The organism is Aureivirga marina, assembly GCF_015767265.1.
GTDB lineage: Bacteria > Bacteroidota > Bacteroidia > Flavobacteriales > Flavobacteriaceae > Aureivirga > Aureivirga marina.
This window is the reverse complement of sequence record NZ_JADPIB010000006.1, coordinates 159,732-179,384: the sequence shown is the minus strand read 5'-3', so window position 1 is coordinate 179,384 and position 19,653 is coordinate 159,732. Positions and strand designations below refer to the sequence as shown.

The 19,653-nt window shown below is 29.1% G+C and carries 18 protein-coding genes; 9 read left to right on the top strand and 9 right to left on the bottom strand.

Going from position 1 to position 19,653, the window contains the following annotated elements; translation table 11 throughout:
• Positions 1 to 73 precede the first annotated feature (73 nt).
• Positions 74 to 715, top strand: coding sequence for a protein-L-isoaspartate(D-aspartate) O-methyltransferase (locus I1A51_RS13790; protein WP_196894886.1), 642 nt, complete (start codon positions 74 to 76; stop codon positions 713 to 715).
• 122 nt (positions 716 to 837) lie between these two features.
• Complete coding sequence (locus tag I1A51_RS13785) at positions 838 to 1,473, top strand: porin family protein (protein WP_196894885.1); 636 nt, start codon at positions 838 to 840, stop codon at positions 1,471 to 1,473.
• Positions 1,474 to 1,522: 49 nt separating this feature from the next.
• Here I1A51_RS13785 and I1A51_RS13780 read toward each other — a convergent pair whose 3' ends face one another.
• Entirely contained in the window at positions 1,523 to 1,693 is a 171-nt protein-coding gene (locus tag I1A51_RS13780) for a hypothetical protein (protein WP_196894884.1), read from the bottom strand.
• A 48-nt stretch (positions 1,694 to 1,741) separates the two neighbouring features.
• Between I1A51_RS13780 and I1A51_RS13775 the strand changes: the two genes are divergently transcribed.
• The 3 genes from I1A51_RS13775 to I1A51_RS13765 all read left to right on the top strand — a co-directional run bounded on the left by I1A51_RS13775 (position 1,742) and on the right by I1A51_RS13765 (position 6,106).
• Complete coding sequence (locus tag I1A51_RS13775; RefSeq protein WP_196894883.1) at positions 1,742 to 2,560, top strand: ion transporter; 819 nt, start codon at positions 1,742 to 1,744, stop codon at positions 2,558 to 2,560.
• Positions 2,561 to 2,725: 165 nt separating this feature from the next.
• Entirely contained in the window at positions 2,726 to 3,619 is an 894-nt protein-coding gene (locus tag I1A51_RS13770; protein WP_231374038.1) for an RluA family pseudouridine synthase, read from the top strand.
• Positions 3,620 to 3,781: 162 nt separating this feature from the next.
• Positions 3,782 to 6,106, top strand: coding sequence for an ATP-dependent helicase (locus I1A51_RS13765; protein WP_196894881.1), 2,325 nt, complete (start codon positions 3,782 to 3,784; stop codon positions 6,104 to 6,106).
• 49 nt (positions 6,107 to 6,155) lie between these two features.
• Here the strand turns inward: I1A51_RS13765 and I1A51_RS13760 are convergent, their stop codons facing one another.
• The 7 genes from I1A51_RS13760 to I1A51_RS13730 form a co-directional block, all read right to left on the bottom strand.
• On the bottom strand, positions 6,156 to 6,872 hold the full coding sequence (locus I1A51_RS13760) for a GNAT family N-acetyltransferase (protein ID WP_196894879.1): 717 nt from the start codon (positions 6,870 to 6,872) through the stop codon (positions 6,156 to 6,158).
• A gap of 4 nt (positions 6,873 to 6,876) precedes the next feature.
• Positions 6,877 to 7,290 (bottom strand): nuclear transport factor 2 family protein, encoded by a 414-nt coding sequence (locus I1A51_RS13755; RefSeq protein ID WP_196894878.1) that lies wholly within the window; start codon positions 7,288 to 7,290, stop codon positions 6,877 to 6,879.
• Positions 7,291 to 7,294: 4 nt separating this feature from the next.
• Complete coding sequence (locus tag I1A51_RS13750) at positions 7,295 to 7,837, bottom strand: NADPH-dependent FMN reductase (RefSeq protein WP_196894876.1); 543 nt, start codon at positions 7,835 to 7,837, stop codon at positions 7,295 to 7,297.
• A gap of 79 nt (positions 7,838 to 7,916) precedes the next feature.
• The gene (locus tag I1A51_RS13745; protein ID WP_196894874.1) at positions 7,917 to 8,504 is read right to left on the bottom strand and encodes a Crp/Fnr family transcriptional regulator; all 588 of its coding nucleotides are present in this window, start codon (positions 8,502 to 8,504) and stop codon (positions 7,917 to 7,919) included.
• Between the two features lie 63 nt (positions 8,505 to 8,567).
• On the bottom strand, positions 8,568 to 8,960 hold the full coding sequence (locus tag I1A51_RS13740) for a YybH family protein (RefSeq protein WP_196894872.1): 393 nt from the start codon (positions 8,958 to 8,960) through the stop codon (positions 8,568 to 8,570).
• Between the two features lie 115 nt (positions 8,961 to 9,075).
• Complete coding sequence (locus I1A51_RS13735) at positions 9,076 to 10,011, bottom strand: NAD(P)H-dependent flavin oxidoreductase (protein WP_196894870.1); 936 nt, start codon at positions 10,009 to 10,011, stop codon at positions 9,076 to 9,078.
• Entirely contained in the window at positions 10,012 to 11,625 is a 1,614-nt protein-coding gene (locus I1A51_RS13730) for a S8 family serine peptidase (RefSeq protein WP_196894862.1), read from the bottom strand.
• Between the two features lie 478 nt (positions 11,626 to 12,103).
• Here I1A51_RS13730 and I1A51_RS13725 point away from each other — a divergent pair, with 478 nt between their 5' ends.
• Positions 12,104 to 15,151 carry a T9SS type A sorting domain-containing protein gene (locus I1A51_RS13725; protein WP_196894860.1) on the top strand — a complete coding sequence of 1,016 codons (3,048 nt, stop codon included), beginning with the start codon at positions 12,104 to 12,106 and terminating at the stop codon, positions 15,149 to 15,151.
• A 51-nt stretch (positions 15,152 to 15,202) separates the two neighbouring features.
• Here I1A51_RS13725 and recQ read toward each other — a convergent pair whose 3' ends face one another.
• A complete protein-coding gene (recQ, locus tag I1A51_RS13720; protein WP_196894858.1) occupies positions 15,203 to 17,401 on the bottom strand; it encodes a DNA helicase RecQ in 2,199 nt (732 codons plus the stop codon).
• Positions 17,402 to 17,484: 83 nt separating this feature from the next.
• Here recQ and I1A51_RS13715 point away from each other — a divergent pair, with 83 nt between their 5' ends.
• Genes I1A51_RS13715 through I1A51_RS13705 form a run of 3 tightly spaced genes read left to right on the top strand, consistent with a single transcriptional unit; the run spans position 17,485 to position 19,627 of the window.
• Entirely contained in the window at positions 17,485 to 18,450 is a 966-nt protein-coding gene (locus I1A51_RS13715; RefSeq protein ID WP_196894856.1) for a KpsF/GutQ family sugar-phosphate isomerase, read from the top strand.
• An 8-nt stretch (positions 18,451 to 18,458) separates the two neighbouring features.
• A complete protein-coding gene (gene tatC, locus I1A51_RS13710) occupies positions 18,459 to 19,268 on the top strand; it encodes a twin-arginine translocase subunit TatC (protein WP_196894854.1) in 810 nt (269 codons plus the stop codon).
• A 2-nt stretch (positions 19,269 to 19,270) separates the two neighbouring features.
• Positions 19,271 to 19,627, top strand: a complete 357-nt coding sequence (locus tag I1A51_RS13705) for a carboxymuconolactone decarboxylase family protein (protein WP_196894852.1) — start codon at positions 19,271 to 19,273, stop codon at positions 19,625 to 19,627.
• Positions 19,628 to 19,653 lie beyond the last annotated feature (26 nt).

Here is a 19,653-nt window from a genome sequence, read left to right as displayed (position 1 = left end):
ATTTGTTTTGAACAAAAGTAACAATTTTTTAATGATTTATATTTAATTTTATACTTTCAAATATTAAGAGAAAGTGAAGGATACATTTAAACATCAGGGACTAAGAAATAGGTTAGTCAAGATATTGATTGAGAAGGGGATAAAGGATGTGAATGTTTTAACAGCGATTCAGAAAATTCCACGCCATTTATTTATGGATTCTGGCTTTGAAAGCTTTGCTTATCAAGATAAAGCTTTTCCTATTGCAGCAGAACAAACCATTTCGCAACCTTATACTGTTGCATTTCAAACAGAATTACTTGACGTTAAACCTGATCAGAAAATTTTAGAAATAGGAACAGGATCAGGATATCAAACAGCAGTTTTGTTAGAAATGAATGCAAAAGTTTATACTATAGAAAGACAAAAAGAATTATATAAAAAAACAAAATTGTTTTTACCAAAAATTGGCTATAAACCAAAACATATGTCTTTTGGTGATGGTTATAAAGGAATCAAAGAATTTGCGCCATATGATGGAATTATTGTAACTGCTGGAGCACCATTTATTCCTAAAGATTTATTGATGCAGCTTAAAATTGGAGGAAAACTTGTAATTCCAGTTGGAGTAGAAGATCAAATAATGACTGTTTTAACTAGAACTACAGAATTAGATTTTGAGAAAAGAACTTATGGTAATTTTCGTTTTGTGCCAATGCTAAAGAAAAAAAATTGATAAATAAATATAAAATTTGATTAAATTTTTAGAGAATCTTAACAAAGTTTATCAGTTTATTATAAAAAACGTCTTTATTTAATAATTAATTTCGATTAGAATAAATCTTAAAGAAATTCATTATGAGAAATTTATTATTAGTAATTCTATTATTTTTCGCAGGTTTTTTTGCGATAAATGCACAAAAAAAAGAAATGTCGTGGGGAGTCAAAGGAGGTGTCACAATAACAGATTTAGTAAATAGTGATATTTATGGTGGTGAAACTAAAGTTGGATGGACAGCAGGTTTAGTTTATGAAATTCATCTGACTGATAGATTTTCTATTCAGCCAGAAGTTTTATATTCAAGACAAGGAGCAAAAAGTAATTATACAACTCCTTATGGAGGTGATGAAAATGTAATGAATGAAATTTATACAAATATTACATTGCATTATATTAATATCCCAGTTTATGCTAAATATTATATTGTAGACGGATTCAATGTTTTCTTAGGACCACAATTTGCAATTTTAGCAGATAATGAAATTGAAACAAAAGAAACAATTCCACTTATTCCAAATCCACAAGTGATTCGTGAAAGAGATAAATTGAACAGATCAAAAAGTTTTGGAATTGATGGAAGTGTAGGACTTGGGTATCACTTTGATTTTGATGTTTTTGTGCAAGCAGTTTATAGTTATGGTTTCTATAAAATAGTTGCTGAAGATGATATGAAAAACTCTGTTTTACAATTTTCTGTAGGATATAAGTTTTAAAAAAATACACCTAAAAATAAAAAGCGAAAGTTATTTTCTTTCGCTTTTTTTATTGCTCTAAAGCTTCCTCAGATTTTGATTCATTTGCTTTTTGAATAATTGCTTTTAATCGTTGTTTTGTCGATTCTTTCGATTTTCGAAGCTTATTCTTTTTGCGATCCATCAACTTTTTATGTTTCGCCTTATTTACCGTATTTTTTTCTTTACCTTTTTTTGCCATATTGCAAAATTAAAATAATTTAGATTTTTGAAGAAATAATTTAAATAAATGAAAGAAAAAGAAAGAAATTGGAAAGAAAAATTGCATGAAATTATTTATGAAGCCGATACTCCAGCAGGAAAAAATTTTGACATTGTTTTATTAATTTTAATTCTTTCAAGTTTAATTGTTGTAATGCTTGAAAGTGTAGAAGATTTTCGAATTCAATACCAAGAATGGATTAATATTGCAGAGTGGTTGATTACAATTTTGTTTTCTATAGAATATATTCTACGAATTGTAACGGTTAATAAACCACTACGCTATGTTTTTAGTTTTTATGGATTAATTGATTTTGTTTCTACAATTCCTAAATATGTTTCCTTGTTTTTTGGAGGAGCAAACGTTTTAATTGCTGTGCGAATTTTAAGACTATTAAGAGTTTTTAGAATTTTGAAACTAGCAAGATTTATAGGCGAATCGAATCTTTTAATAAAAGCAATTCGAGCAAGTCGCGCTAAAATTTCGGTTTTTTTATTAGCTGTTATAAGTATCGCTGTGATTTTAGGAACTGTAATGTATTTAATTGAAGGTCCAGAAGCTGGATTTACAAGTATTCCTAGAAGTATTTATTGGACAATTGTAACACTAACAACTGTTGGTTATGGAGATATTGCTCCACAAACTTCTTGGGGACAATTTATTGCAAGTGTCGTGATGATTCTTGGTTATGGAATTATTGCTGTTCCTACAGGAATTGTAACTTCTGAATTGACAAGACAAGACAAAGATATTCGAACAAATACGCAAAGCTGTAGAAATTGTGGAAATGAAAGACATTATAATAAAGCAGAATTTTGTCATCAATGTGGAACGAATTTACATTAATAGAATAACTAAATATAGTTAATGACTTTTAAATAAAATAAATAGCAATTTTTTTAAGAAAATATAACGTAAATTAACGTGTTAATATCTTTTGAAATTAATTTACAAATCAAAAGAAATTGTATTTTTGCGCTTCCATTTTAAAAATTAAATAATAGAAATAAATTGAAAGCAACATTGGTTAAAATAGGAACTCATCAAGTTTCTGAAAATTTACAGAAATCCTTTCGTTTGTGCGATTTAGTACCAGGAACATTTCCGACAATTCCTTCTAAAAAAGCAATGAAAAATTCGCTTAAGAAAGGATTGATTCAGGTAAATGGAAAACGTGGTTATTCTGGAAGTTTTATCAATGCAGGTGATGTAATAGATTTGTTTCAAGACACTGCTGTTAAAGAGAAAAATACTTCAATTGACTTGGAGTTAGAAGTTTTATTTGAAGATGATTTTTTAGCAATAATTAATAAACCAGCAGGTGTTGAGGTAAGTGGAAATAAAAAATGGACAATCAAAAATGCACTTGTTTCAAATCTAAAACAAAGTATAGAAAAAGATGCTGTTGCCCCTTTGCCAATTCATCGTTTGGACTATCCAACTTCTGGTGCCTTATTGATTGGAAAAACAGCTTCTACTATTGTAAGCTTAAATAGTTTATTTGAAAACAGAAATGTTGCAAAAACATATTTAGCTGTTACCATTGGAAAAATGGAAAAACATGGAATTTTGACTTCTCAGGTAGATGGAAAAGATTCAGAAGCAACATTTAAAGTTTTAAAAAGTGTAGAATCGCCTAGATTTGAATTTTTAAACTTGGTAAAATTAACACCAAAAACAGGAAGAAAACACCAATTGAGAATTCAATTAGCTGCAATTGGAAATCCAATTTTAGGAGACGCACTTTATGGAAAAGAAAATTTGATTTTAAAAGGAAAAGGATTGTATTTACATGCTTTGTCTTTACAATTTTTACATCCAAAAACTTCTGAAACTATTTTTGAAAAAGCACCATTTCAAAAGAAATTTAAAAAGTTATTTCCTGAAATTGAGAATTATATTTAAGAAATGAAATTTAAGAGATTTTCTTACTAAATTGTTTCAGTTTTTCACTGCTTAAAACTATATTTGAAATACTATTTTTTTAATTAAATAAGTAATTTTGAAAGCAGTTTTTTTGAAATATAAAAACGAAAATTACTATTCTAAAACTATAAACAATACAACGTGTCGAATTATATAGATAACTTAAACCCAGCGCAAAAAGAAGCTGTTTTACATAAGGAAGGTCCAATGATTATTATTGCAGGAGCAGGATCTGGTAAAACGCGAGTTTTGACATATAGAATTGCAAATTTAATGCAAAATGGAGTAGATGCTTTTAATATTCTTTCGTTAACTTTTACGAATAAAGCCGCAAGAGAAATGAAAGAACGTATTTCGAAAGTAGTTGGAGCAGAAGCAAAAAATCTATGGATGGGAACTTTTCACTCTGTTTTTGCAAGAATTTTACGTTCAGAAGCAGATCATTTAGGTTATCCTTCAAATTTTACAATTTACGATACACAAGATTCCGTTCGTTTAATCACTTCGATTATTAAAGAAATGAATCTGGACAAAGATAAATACAAACCAAAACAAGTTTTAGGTAGGATTTCACAACTTAAAAATAGTTTAATTACTGTAAGAGCTTATTTTGGAAATTCTGATTTGCAAGAAGCAGATATGATGGCAAAACGTCCAAAACTTGGTGAAATTTATCATCAATATGTAGAAAGATGTTTTAAATCAGGAGCAATGGATTTTGATGATTTATTGCTTCGAACAAATGAACTTTTAACTCGTTTTCCTCAAGTTTTAGCTAAATATCAAGATAGATTCCGTTATATTTTAGTAGATGAGTACCAAGATACCAATCATTCTCAGTATTTAATTGTTCGTGCTTTAGCAGATAGATTTAGAAATATTTGTGTGGTAGGAGATGATTCGCAAAGTATTTATGCTTTCCGTGGCGCGAATATTCAAAATATTTTGAATTTCCAACGTGACTACGAAGGTGTGAAAATTTACAAATTAGAGCAAAATTACCGTTCTTCAAAAAATATTGTAGAAGCTGCAAATAGTGTTATTGATAAAAACCAAACAAAGCTGGATAAAACTATTTGGACAGCAAATGAAAGAGGTGGTTTAGTAAAAGTAATGCGAACACATTCAGAAAGTGAAGAAGGAAGATTTGTTGCAGAAAGAATTTTTGAAACAAAAATGAATGAGCAACTTTCTAACAATGATTTTGCGGTTTTATATCGTACAAATGCACAATCTAGAGCAATTGAAGATGCTTTAAGAAAGAAAAATATTCCATATAAAATTTATGGAGGACTTTCATTTTACCAAAGAAAAGAAATTAAAGATGTTTTAGGATATTTAAGAGTTTTAATTAATCCAAGTGATGAGGAAGCTTTAAAGCGAATTATCAATTATCCTGCTCGTGGAATTGGGCAAACAACCATGGATAAATTGACTGTTGCAGCAAATCATTATAAGCGTTCAATTTTTGATGTTTTACAAAATTTAGATAAAGTTGATATTAAAATTAATACTGGAACTAAAACGAAATTAGAGAATTTCGTAACGATGATTCAAAGTTTTCAAGTAGAAGCAAAGAATAAGAATGCTTTTGAAGTTGCAGAACATGTGATAAAACAAACAAGAATTATCAAAGACATTGAAAGTGATGGAACTCCAGAAGATATCAGTCGTATAGAAAATATTCAAGAATTATTAAATGGTTTAAAAGATTTTATCGATACTCAAGAAGAAAAAGGTGAAGATGCTTCTCTTTCTTATTTCTTGGAAGATGTTGCTTTAGCTACAGATTTAGATTCGGATAAAGAAGATGATGAACCTAAAGTTTCTTTATTAACAATTCACTTAGCAAAAGGATTGGAATTTCCACACGTTTTTGTTGTTGGATTGGAAGAAAATCTTTTTCCTTCTGCGATGAGTATGAATACAAGAAGTGAATTGGAAGAGGAGAGAAGACTATTTTATGTTGCTTTGACAAGAGCGGAAAAACAAGCATATTTAACGTATGCACAATCTAGATTCCGTTGGGGGAAATTAGTGGATGCAGAGCCTAGTCGATTTATTGAAGAAATTGATGAGAAATTCTTAGATCATTTAGCGCCTCCTGTGAATCCAAGAGCAAATCCATTCTTAGATTCTGGATTATTTGATGATGGTTCTTCTTCTAAAACAGTCCGTTTTAAAAAGCCACAGACAAAAACAAAACCGAATACGGTTAACGTTACTCCTTCGCAACGTTTTACTCCTCCAAAAAACTTAAAAAAAGTTTCTTCAGCGACTTCCACTTCTGTTGGAACTGTGCAGATGAATTTAGAAGTTGGAAACAAAGTAGAACATGGAAGATTTGGTAAAGGAATTGTATTAAATATTGAAGGTTCTGGTGCGGATAAGAAAGCAGAAATTAAATTTCCAATAGGAGTGAAAAAACTTCTTTTACAATTTGCAAAATTGAAAGTAATTGGATAAAGATATAAATATAAAGAGGCTGTTAAAAGCCTCTTTTTTTGTTTAAACCCTAAACTAATTTATAACTTTCTAAAGTTCCAGCTGTCTGAAATCCTAACTTTTCATAGATTTTCTCCCCAGATTTGGATGCAACCAAAAATGCTTTTTTACTTTTATTTTGAATTGCTTTTGAAATTAATTTTTCTGTCATTTTTTTACCTAATCCTAAACCTCGGAATTTCGGAATTGTTCCAATCATATGAATTCCAGAGTTTCCTTTTTTATCTAAATAAATTATTCCACACGTCACATATTCATTTTCATGTTTACCAATAAATAATTGAATATTTTTATAACCGATTAATGAAAAAATAGTCATTTGATCTATTTCATAATTAAAAGATTTTTCCGCTATTTCTTTAAAGAATACACCTTTTTGAAAAGTATCAACAAGTTCTATTTCTTTTATATTAGAAAAAGAATTTTCGATAGATTTTAAATTTAGGAACATCGCTTTTACTGTGGAATAATTGGTGAAATTAGAATTTTTAAAACTAAAATTTAAATGATTATTCCCAGGGATTGCTATTGCATTCGGAATTTCATGATTTCTGATTTTATCCTCGAAATCTAAAACATTTTCAGAACAAATATTGAAAACTTTAGAAGGCCAAATATGATGATTAATTAACGTAAAATCAAATTCAGGATTTTTATAAAACGATCTGGTTCTCTCTCCAATTAATTTCCAAAAATCAAAAAGATTTTGAATGATTTTTGCTTCCATAATTTTATTTTTTTGAAGCGATTAAAAGTGCAGCAGAATCTTCAAAAAATCTATATTCTTTGATTTTTGAATCTTCAATAATGCAAATTTGCACCCAATCACTTTTGAATAATTTTCCCGTTGATTTTACTTCATGAACAAATTTACCAATTGCAACAACAGTATTTTCTTCTGAAATAATTCTTTTAATATCAAATTCTTTCGGATGAAATAATGCTAAAATATTTGTGATAAATTGACGAACATTTTCACGTTTTCTATAAGTTCCGTGTAATTCTTCAGTTTTTCTATTTTCATTTTCCTTAACGCTTACAATCAAACAATCTTCATGAAAAATTTGTTCAATTTCTTCCATATTTCCATTTTTAAAAGCTTGAAAATAATTTTCAACAACTTTTTTTGCATTTTCTGTTTTCATTATTTTATATAGATTTAATAAATTCATTAAGTAATTTTTGCAATTCAACTTTTAAGGTTTTATCTGTGATTGTTTTCTTTTCCTCGTCATAATTTTCAAAGAAATTTCCTAAAGAAAAACTTGTTGTAGATTTCCCTCCCCACATTGGAATAAATTTTTCTAATAGAATTAAATGTGAATTTCCACCATTTTTTCCTGGAGAAGTGCTTAATAAAAAAACCGATTTATTATTAAAAAAAGGTTGTTCAATTCTAGAAAGCCAGTCAATTATATTTTTTAAAAAAGCAGAAGGAAGTCCATTATGTTCTGGAGAAGAAATTAAAAAAGCATCCGAATTTGTAAAAGCTTTATACACTTCTTTTACAGTTTCTGGAAAACCATTTTTTTCTTCATCTAAACTATAAATAGGAAAAGATAATTCGTCAATATCAATAAATGAAACTTGAAAATTAGAGTTTTCTTCTATTTCATTTATAGCGATTTGTAATAGTTTTTTATTAATAGAATTGGAACTATTACTTCCTGTAAAAGCCAGTATTTTTTTCATTGTATTTCGTATTAAAGATTGAATACAACAAAAATAAATCAGCTAAAAATCTTAAATCTTAAGGTACCTTAAGAAAGTCTTATTTTGCAATTTTTTTTCGCATAGCGCTTAAAAATTCAGGTGTAATTCCTAAATAAGAAGCGATCATATATTGAGGAACGCGTTGTTCGATATCTCTATATTGTGAGCGGAATTCTAAATATCTTTCTTCCGCAGTTTTGCTTAAAGTATTGATTGTTCTATCTTGAAGAGAAACATAAGCTTTTTCAAATTTTAATCTAAAAAAACGCTCTATTGCTGGAATTTGATCAAAAAGTTCGTTTAAAGAATCTCGATGAATTTGTAGAATTATAGATTTTTCAATTGCTTGAACAAATTGCTTAGATGGAGTTTTGGTTAAATAACTATACAAATCATTTACCCACCAATTTTCAATTCCAAATTGCAAAATATGTTCTTTTGCTTCCTGATCCATATAATAATTTCGCAAACAACCTTTATAGATAAATTGCATATGATTTGAAACGTCACCAGGAAAAATCAAAATTTCTTTTTTCTTTAATTCTTTAATTTTAAAGTGATTTTTAACTAAAGAAATTTCATTTTCTTTCAATGAAATAGTTTCTTGAAAATGTAAAATTAATACGTCTTTCGGATTTTCTATCATGATTGTAAAATTAGAATAAAAACAAAGACAAAAAGAGCTAAAAAAAATAATTATAGAATAAAATTAATAAGGAACTGTATTCATTCCGCCAATTATTTTCCAACCATCATTTGATTTTCTCCAAGTATGAATAATTCGTGTAGATTTTGAAGATTCGATTTTTTCAGTAATCTTATTTTTAAAAACAAATCGAACAACATAAAGTGCAATCACAACACAATCATATTGTTTTACAGAATGTTTTTCTAAAACATATTTGAATTCTAAATTTTTTCCTTGTTGTACAAAATGGATAGATTCTCCAATTTCGCTTTTTGTTCTTGTTTCATCACTCCAACTTGGCCAAGCAACCAAATCTTCATCCCAAAGTTTTAAATAAGAATCTAAATCTAGATTATTTAAAACTTTCCAATAATGCTCTTCTAATTTCCAAACTTCCTTTTCAGCAGAATTCATAATAAGATTATTTTGAGTTAACTATCTTAAATTTAATGAATTATATTTTAAAAAAGAATCAGGAAATAAATTTTGAAAATAAAAAAAGGTAGCGATGAAACTACCTTAATATTGTTTAGCAAAAACTTTGTTTTACTTCATTATATTCTTGTAAAATATTGTCTAAAATTTCTTTTGCAGGTAAAATTTCTTGAATTAAACCAGCTATTTGACCGATTTCTAATTCGCCTTCATCTAAATCACCTTCAAACATTCCCTTTTTTGCTCTAGCTCTTCCAAGTAAACTTTTTAAATCATCTACAGAAGGATTTTTTGTATATAAATCTTGTAAATCATTAAAGAATTTATTTTTAATTAATCGAACAGGAGCCAATTCTTTTAAAGTTAAATGAGTTCCGCCATCTTCTGTATTTACAATTGTATTTTTAAAATTGATATGTGCAGAAGACTCTTCTGAAGCAGCAAATCGACTTCCAATTTGAACACCATCAGCACCTAAAACTTGTGCAGCTAGCATTCCTCTTCCAGAAGCAATTCCTCCAGCAGCAATTACAGGAATTTTTACTTTTTGTTTTACCATCGGAATTAAAGTAAAAGTAGTAGTTTCTTCGCGACCATTGTGTCCTCCAGCTTCAAAACCTTCTGCAACAACGGCATCAACACCAGCAGCTTCAGCTTTTAAAGCAAATTTTACGCTACTTACTACATGTACAACCGTGATTCCTTTTTCTTTTAAAAAATTTGTCCAAGTTTTTGGATTTCCAGCAGAAGTAAAAACAATTGGTACTTTTTCTTCCACAATAATATCCATAATTTCTTCAATATTTGGATACAGCATCGGAACATTTACACCAAAAGGTTTGTCAGTAGCTTTTTTACATTTTTGAATGTGTTCTCTTAAAACATCAGGGTACATTGAGCCAGCTCCAATCAATCCTAATCCACCAGCATTACTAACTGCTGCTGCAAGTTTATAACCACTTACCCAAATCATTCCAGCTTGAATTATTGGGTGTTCAATTTTAAAAAGTTCCGTTATTCTATTTGTCATTTATTCTTTGATAATTTTTCGGGTTGTTTTATTTTTTTCGTCCGTAATTCGAACGATATAAATTCCAGAAGTTAAAATGTCAAGATTGATTCCATTAGGTGTATTAGTGAATTTTTTATCCATAATTTTTTTACCTAAAACATTAAATATTTTAATATCAACTTGAGAAGAAGCAGATTTAATTTTTAAATAATCTTTTACAGGATTAGGGTAAATAGTTAAATCTGTATTTTGAATGATTTCATTTTCCTCTAAAATTTTTGTGATATTAGGAATTCCATAACCTTCTTGATCTGTTGGATTGTTATATAAATGTGCAGATTTTCTTAAAAGATCCATGATTTCCAAATTAGTTTTATCTGGAAAAGCTTCCCATAAACAAGCTACAACTCCACAAAGTACAGGAGAAGAAAACGAAGTTCCATTAGAAGTTTTAATTTGTCCAATAGCATCAATTACATAAACATTTCTACCTTCAGCACAAACATCTGGTTTGATTCTTCCGTCAGAAGTTGGGCCGAAAGAACTAAAATTTGCAATATTTCTATTAGGATCAACAGCACCAATTGTAAAAACATTTTTAGCATCAGCAGGAACACCGATATAATGCCAAGCATCATTTCCGCTATTTCCAGCAGAAGTAACTAAAATCATTCCTCTAGAAAAAGCAATATCCGCAGCTCTTGAAGCAAATGCAGTTTGTCCATTCATATCTGCATATATATAGCTATAATTTGGATTGTCATATTCTGTATAACCTAAAGAAGTATTGATAACGTCTACACCTAAACTATCAGCTCTTTCCACAGCTTGTACCCAATTACTTTCTTCGATTGGCATTTCTTGGCTAGCATCTTCAGTTATAAATAAATAAAAACTTGCATTAGGAGCAGTTCCAACAAATTCGTTTGAAACATTCCCAGCAATATCAGAAAGAACCAAAGTTCCATGAGAATTTCCCATGTAAAAATTCTCAGAATTGTTTACGAAATTATAACCACCTAATATTTTATTATTATCTCTTAGATAAGCAAAAGCATCTAAATTATTTACATTTGGAAAACCAGCATCAATCACGGCGATTGTCATTTCACTTCCTGTATAACCAAGTTCGTGAAGTTTTTCACCACCTAACATTTCGATTTGATTTGTAGCATTTCCATAATTATAATTTTCGGTTGTTTCTAATTTTTTAGAAGCATCAAAAGTTTTAGAATTCTTTTTAACTCTTGAAGAAACACCTGAACTATTTAATGTTTTATCAGCAAATTCAATATGAGAAACAAAATTTTTATTTTCTAAATTAGAAATAACTTCAAAAGTTCCTTGAATATGAAGTGCATTCATCCATTTAGATTTGGCTAAAATTTGAATTCCTGTTGTATTTTTAATTTCATTATAATAAGATGCATGAATTGGAGCATCTTTTTCATCCAAAGAAATTCCTTGTTTGATTCTTCTATCCAAAGCTTTTTGTGAAAGCATTGTTAGAGGATTTTCAATAAAATTGTTTGCTTCTGGCTTATTACTAAAATAAATCCAAGCATCTTGAATTGTATTTTGAGAAAAAGCCCAAACTGGAAGTAGAGTAATAATTAGTAATAGTTTTTTCATAATTTCTATTGAGATATTATTCTCCGAAAATACCACTTTTTTAATTTTCTTTTAAAAAGAATGCTAAAAAACTTCTTGAAAAGGCAATTTTACCTAAACTTTAACAAGCATTCTTAATTCAATGAAAATAGAGAAATCGTAGGTTTAAGCTATAATTTTAATGCTTAAATAAATGGTAAACAATCTGTTATGTTTTCAAATTTCAATTTAATATTATTATATTGGTGTAGTGAAAATAAAATAATTGGAAAAATATGCAAAAAATTACACGGATGAAAAAAACATAAAATCTCTAGTTATAACTACGAAAAAAGAAATGATTTGAACATCATTTTAATCAATATGTAAAGTGTTTAAGCAACTAAAATAATACCCGTTTCTTACATCATTTTCGATTTCAATAATCCCAATTTTGAATAGAAAATAATTATGTGAATTTAACCTATTACTAACTTAAACATTCAAAAACAAATTGATTATGAGGATTTTTTCTCTATTTATAACATTGTTGTTTTTTTCTACTACAATGGGGCAAAATGGACCAGGAGGGGTCGGAAATACTGACGGTTCTTCTGCGTTAGAACTATGGCTTATACCAGAATCGATGAAAAATTCTGGAGGACTTACACCTTCAAACGGTGAAACGATTTATCAATGGAATGACATGAGTGGAAATAATTCTCATGCATATTACCTACAAAACAATACTGCAAGTCAAAAAGGAAAAGGAGTTTATGTTACAAACTCTGTAAATTCCTATGCTTCTTTTGATGGGCAAGATTTAAATCGAAATTTTAGAACTACAAATTATGTAAATGGACGTAGCATTTTTGTTGCAAATACTCCTGGAAGTCATAATTTTATTGGTGGTCTTGTTGGATTTGAAGGCGATAAAGGAATTCGTAGAACAAAGACAAATCCCAATCAATGGCAAGCAATTGGAGCAGAAGAAAATAATGATGATGCTTGGAGTGGAACACAAGGAAATTCATTTATTGATGGTGCTTCAGGATATACACATAACCAAAAATTTCATATACTAACACAATTAAGAAAAATTAATAATGGAGGAACAAATGTTAATAATCGTTTTTTCCTTGGGGGTTATTACGCATATTATTGGTATGGTTGGGATGTGAGAGAATTCAATGGTTCTATGTCGGAAGTTATAGTTTTTTCAGATCAAATTACTTTAGCAGAAAGAATTATCATTGAAAATTATTTAAGTGCAAAATACGGTTCTGAATTGGCTTCTAATGGAAATGGGTTTTATAAAATGGATAAAAGTTCTAACGGAAATTTTGATTTTCATGTGGCTGGAATTGGGAAAGCTTCCGATGGAAGTTCTCATTTACATTCTAAAGGAACTGGTATTGTTTCCATGAAAAATCCGAGTAGTATTTCAAATAATGAATTTATTTTCTGGGGAGCTGACACTAAAAATATTCACGATTATCATTTTAACTATAATTCGATGAATTTCTCTTATCGATTATCAAATACATGGAGAGTAGATAAAAAAAATGATGTAGGAAATGTAGATATTGCATTTGAAATGACTGATATTGATATGGAAACAATTGATTCTGATTGTAATGATTTTAAATTAATTGTTTCTAGTAGTGAAAGTTTTGGAACTTATGTTTCTTATCCTTTAACACAAAATGGAACAGAGTGGAGTGCTTCTGGAGTTTCTTTTTCAGATGGAGATTATTTTACTTTGGAATACTTGCCAATGATTGGTTGGAATGGTTATGCTTATAAAAATGGAAGTGGAACAAATGAAGCTCCTTCTATGGTTGATGGATGTAAAAGATTAATGATTGATTCTCAAAATTCTTCAGGAATGACAGCTATTTTATCTGAAAATGCTGAGGTAAAAGAATTAGTTGTAAAAGAAGGCAATACTTTAGTAATTGAAGATGGAATTGCTTTATTTATTGAAGATGGAATGCAATTAGATGGAGATATTCGTTTGTTAGGAGATGCACAAATTATACAGAAACATTCAGAATCTTCAAAAGTTACTGGAGAAGGTAAAATGTATCGTCAAAGAAAATCTTTGCATCCGACAAAATATACAGTGCAATATTTAAGTTCACCAGTTTCTAGTGAAACGGGTGATAAGCATGATGTAACGGATGTAATTCATGTTGGAGGAAATTATGATGAATTAATTTATGGTGGATACCAAGGAGTTACTGCGAATTCAAATCATTCTGAATATACTTATGTGGAAAGTCCTTTTGATGCAGGAACAGCGCCTTTACAGTTAAGTAATTATTGGTTATGGAGATTTGTAGATGGAAGTTCTTATAATGATTGGGAATTTATTCGTGATGAATTTGTAAAAGTGAAAGCTGGTGAAGGTTTTTCTATAAAAGGAACTGGAAGAGATGAAACTTATGTATTTATAGGAAAACCAAATGATGGAATTTACACAACAACAATTTCACCAAATAATGAAAGTGTTTTAGGAAATCCTTATCCATCTGCATTTGACTCAAATAAATTTATTTTAGATAATATAAATGTGATTAAAAATGGAACATTACATTTTTGGGATCATGTTTCTGCAACTTATCATGGAATTGAAGATTATTCTGGTGGATTTGCTACTTTAAATTTATTAACAGGAGTTAAAGCAATCCATATTAACACAGGAGAAGAATTAATTGGTGCGAAAACACCACAAAGATATTTGCCAGTTGGACAAGGATTTATTGTTTTAGGTTCTACATCAGGTGGAACAATTACTTTTGATAATTCGCAAAGAGTACATAAAACAGAGGAAACAAGTGAATCTTTTTTATTAAGAACTACAAATAATCAAGAATCTCAGGTAAGTATTTTGAAAATGAGTTTTGGACATTTTACAGAAAACAATCAATTAGGTCTTAGACAAATTGCTGCTGGTTTTAAAGAAGGATTAACAACAGATCATGAAAATGGATATGATAGTGAAATGATTGATGAACAAGAAACTGATATCTTTTGGAAATTTCAAGGAAATGATAGAAAATATGTTATTATTGGAGTTTCAGAATTTCATGTAGATCATGAATTGCCTTTAGCTGTAAAAACAGAAAGAGACGGAATTCATACATTTAAAATTGATGAATTAATAAATATTGATGCAAAAGTATTTTTAAAAGATAGAGCAACAAGTTTAACTCATGAACTTTCTGATATTCCATTTGAATATTTTATCGAAAAAGGATACCATGATAACCGATTTTCGATTGTTTTTGAGCCACAAGAAGGTTTAGATATTGCAGAAGATAACTTAAATGAAATTAAGGTTTTCTATTCAAATTTGACAAATGAAATTGTAATTCAAACTAAAAATGAAACGATTGAGCAGGTTTCTATGTTTAACTTACTAGGTCAATCTATTATAAATAAAAAAGTAGAAAGTTTAAAAACAGAATATAAAGTTCCAATTCAAGAAACCATTTCAGAAGGAGTTTATTTGATAAATGTCAAAACTGAAAAAGGAATAAAAAGTATAAAAATCAAAATTTAAAACATAAAAAAAAGCAACCTTTTTGGTTGCTTTTTTTGTTATATCGTAAGATTAATTTGCGACATCACTAATAAATTTAATTCGCATTAATCGTAATTCTTCATAATCATAATCACCATCGAATTCTTCCAAAGCATCTTCAATTTTATCCGTTTCTGCTTCCATGAAATATTCAAAAATTTCTTCTTGTTGTTCGTCGTCAAGAATTTCATCTAAATAATAATTAATATTTAGTTTGGTTCCCATATAAACGATTCGTTGCATTTCATTAATTAAAGCTTCAAAATCTAATCCTTTCGATTTTGCAATATCTTCTAAAGGAATTTTTCTATCTGTATTTTGAATAATGAAAAGTTTTAAAGAAGAATTTTCTCCTGTACTTTTAACAACTAAATCATCTGGACGAACGATATCATTTTCTTCAACATATGTAGCAATTAATTCAACAAAAGGCTTACCGAATTTTTTTGCTTTTCCATCACCAACTCCATGAACATTACTAAGTTCTTGAATATTGATAGGATATTTTAAAGTCATATCTTCCAAAGAAGGATCTTGAAAAACAGCAAAAGGCGGAACACCTTTTTGTTTTCCAACTTTCTTACGAAGATCTTTAAGCATTTTCATTAATTGTTCATCAACAGCTCCACCAGAAGATTTAGAATTTGTTATAATTCCAGCATCATCTCCATCATCGTAGACATGATCTTCTGTCATCATAAAACTTGCAGGATTTTCCATAAATTTCTTTCCTAAATCTGTAAGTTTTATTACACCATATTGCTCAATTTCTTTTTTGATAAATCCAGCAACAAGAACTTGACGAATTAAAGCCATCCAATATTTCCCATCTTTTTCTTTTCCAATACCAAAATAAGGTTGGTCAATTGTTTTATGAGATTTTAAAACAGCATTTTGTTGTCCAACTAAAGTATTTACAACATCTTTAGCTTTATATTTTTCGTTTGTGTCTTTAATAATTTCCAATAAAGTTTTCACTTCATCTTTGGCTTCGTGCTTTTTCTTTGGATTACGAACATTGTCGTCCATATCAGCGCCTTCCCCTTTAACATCATCAAATTCTTCACCGAAATAATGTAAAAGATATTTTCTTCTCGACATTGAAGTTTCAGCATAACCAACAACTTCTTGAAGAAGTGCATGACCAATTTCTTGTTCTGCAACTGGTTTATTTGCCATGAATTTCTCCAATTTTTCAATGTCTTTATAAGAATAAAAAGCCAAACAATGACCTTCACCGCCATCACGACCAGCACGACCAGTTTCTTGGTAATAACTTTCTAAACTTTTAGGAATATCATGATGAATAACAAAACGTACATCAGGTTTGTCAATTCCCATTCCAAAAGCAATAGTTGCAACAACAACATCAACATCTTCCATTAAGAACATATCTTGATGTTTCACACGAGTTTTGGCATCTAAACCAGCGTGATAAGGAACAGCTTTTATACCATTCACTTGTAATAGTTGTGCGATTTCTTCTACCTTTTTTCTACTTAAACAGTAAATAACACCAGATTTACCATCATTTCTTTTGATAAATTTGATAATGTCTTTATTTACGTCAACTGTCTTTGGTCTAACTTCATAATAAAGATTAGAACGGTTAAAGGAAGCTTTAAACGTTGTAGCATCTGACATTCCAAGAGTTTTCAAGATATCTTCTTGAACTTTTGGAGTAGCAGTTGCAGTTAAACCAATAATCGGAACATTTCCAATCTTCTTAATGATGCTTCTAAGGTTTCTGTATTCTGGACGGAAATCGTGTCCCCATTCCGAAATACAGTGCGCTTCATCAATAGCAACAAATGATATCTTTTGAGACTTTAAAAACTCAACATATTCTTCTTTTGTTAATGATTCGGGAGCAACATATAACAATTTTGTAATTCCTTTTTCAACGTCATGTTTTACCTGTGCAACTTCCCCTTTATTTAGAGAAGAGTTTAAAACATGAGCAATTCCGTTTTGCTCAGAGACACCTCTAATCGCATCTACTTGATTTTTCATCAAAGCGATTAATGGAGAAACAACGATTGCTGTTCCTTCTTGCATAAGAGCGGGTAATTGGTAACACATAGATTTACCACCACCTGTAGGCATTATAACAAAAGTATTTTGCTTATTCAGTATACTTCTAATTACTTCTTCTTGAAGCCCTTTAAATTTAGAAAAACCAAAATATTTTTTTAAAGCCTTATGTATATCAATTTCCTGTCTATTCATTACTGTTTTTAATCTAATTTTAGATACCTTTGCATCAATGAAAGAAAATATAAAATTTATTTATAAACTAAAAATTTAACCTTTTGGATAACAAAAATAACATTATTGCAAATGCAAAGCAAACAATTGCACTAGAAAGCAAAGCCATTGCGAATTTAAGTAATTTTATTAATTCTGACTTCGAAAAGGCTGTTAAATTTATATACGAGTCAAAGGGTAGAGTTATTGTATCAGGTATTGGAAAAAGCGCAAACATTGCTACTAAGATAGTTGCGACTTTAAATTCGACTGGAACACCGGCTGTTTTTATGCATGCTGCTGATGCAATTCATGGTGATTTAGGAAACATTCAAGAGAACGATGTTGTCATTTGTCTTTCAAAAAGTGGTAACACACCTGAAATAAAAGTTTTAATTCCACTAATTAAAAATTATGGAAATAAAATAATTGCAATCACTGGAAATATTGATTCATTCTTAGGAAAAAATGCAGATTTTGTTTTAAATACTTTTGTAGAAAAAGAAGCTTGTCCAAATAATTTGGCTCCGACAACAAGTACTACAGCTCAGTTGGTTATGGGAGATGCACTAGCAGTTTGTCTTCTAAATTTAAAACAATTTTCTAGTCAAGATTTTGCAAAATACCATCCAGGAGGAGCTTTAGGAAAAAGATTGTATTTAAGAGTTAATGATTTAATTGCTAAAAATGAAGCTCCAAAAGTTTCACCAGAAGATTCTATTCAAAAAGTGATTGTAGAAATTTCTCAAAAAAGACTTGGAACAACTGCTGTTGTGGATGCTAATAATTTAATAGGAATCATAACGGATGGGGATATTCGTAGAATGTTAGAAAAGTCTACAGATTTTTCAAGTTTAACGGCTAAGGATATTATGAGTGAAAATCCGAAACATATTCACCGAGATGCTATGGCAATTGAGGCTTTAGAAGAAATGGAGACAAATAATATTACACAAATTTTAGTTACTGATAATGGAGAATATGTTGGAGTTGTTCATTTACATGATTTAATAAAAGAAGGAATTTTTTAAAAGAATATATGTCAAAAAAAGAAACCAATAATATGTCATTTTTAGCTCATTTAGAAGAGCTAAGATGGCATTTAATACGTTCTACATTAGCAATTTTTGCTGTTGCAATTGTAGTTTTTATATTTAGAACACAAGTTTACGAACAATTTTTATTTGCACATTTAAATGGAGATTTTCCAACATATCAATGGCTTTGTAATTTAAGTAAAGCATTGAGTATAGAAAGTGAAATGTGTAATTTAGAATTTGGGACAGACACTTTACAGAGTTTAAATCCATCAGGACAAATTATGAATGCGGTTTGGACTTCTTTAATTTTAGGGTTTATTGTTGCTTTTCCATACATTATATGGGAAATGTGGCGATTTATCAGTCCAGGATTACACCAAAATGAAAGAAAAAAGTCAAGATTATTTATCTTTTCAGCTTCTATTTTATTCTTTTTAGGAGTTTTATTTAGCTATTTTATTGTTGCACCTCTTTCAGTGTATTTCTTTTATAGTTTCCAAATTACGGATATTATTAAAAATCAATTTAGTTTCCAATCACATATTAGTTTAATAACAAGTACACTTCTTGGAGTTTCTCTAATGTTTGAATTACCTGTGATTATTTATTTCTTAAGTAAAATGGGACTTGTGACACCAGAATTTTTAAAGAAATATAGAAAAATAGCAATTGTTTTAGTACTTGTTTTGGCTGCGATTATTACACCTCCAGATATTGCAAGTCAAGTAATTGTTTCTATTCCAATTTTAATTTTATACGAAATAAGTATTCATATTTCTAAATTTGTAATAAAAAATCAAGAACATTAATTATGGCAGATTTGATCAAAGAATTTAATGATTATCGTCAGAAAATGAATGATAAAATTCTTTCTGAAGATAATAAAGTAATAAAAAGATTTTTCAACTTAGATACAAATGCATACAAAGAAGGACATTTAGATGTAAGAACAAAAGAGCTTCTTGGTTTAGTTGCTTCTGCAGTTTTACGTTGTGATGATTGTATAAAATATCATTTAGAATCTTGTTATAAAGAAGGATTAAATAAAGAAGAAGTTTTAGAGGCTTTGTCTATTGCAACACTTGTAGGAGGAAGTATCGTGATTCCACATTTAAGAAGAGCTTATGAGTTCTGGGAAGCTTTAGAAGAAAGCTCTAATCAGAAATAAAAATTGTTTTTCAACGTTAGTATTTA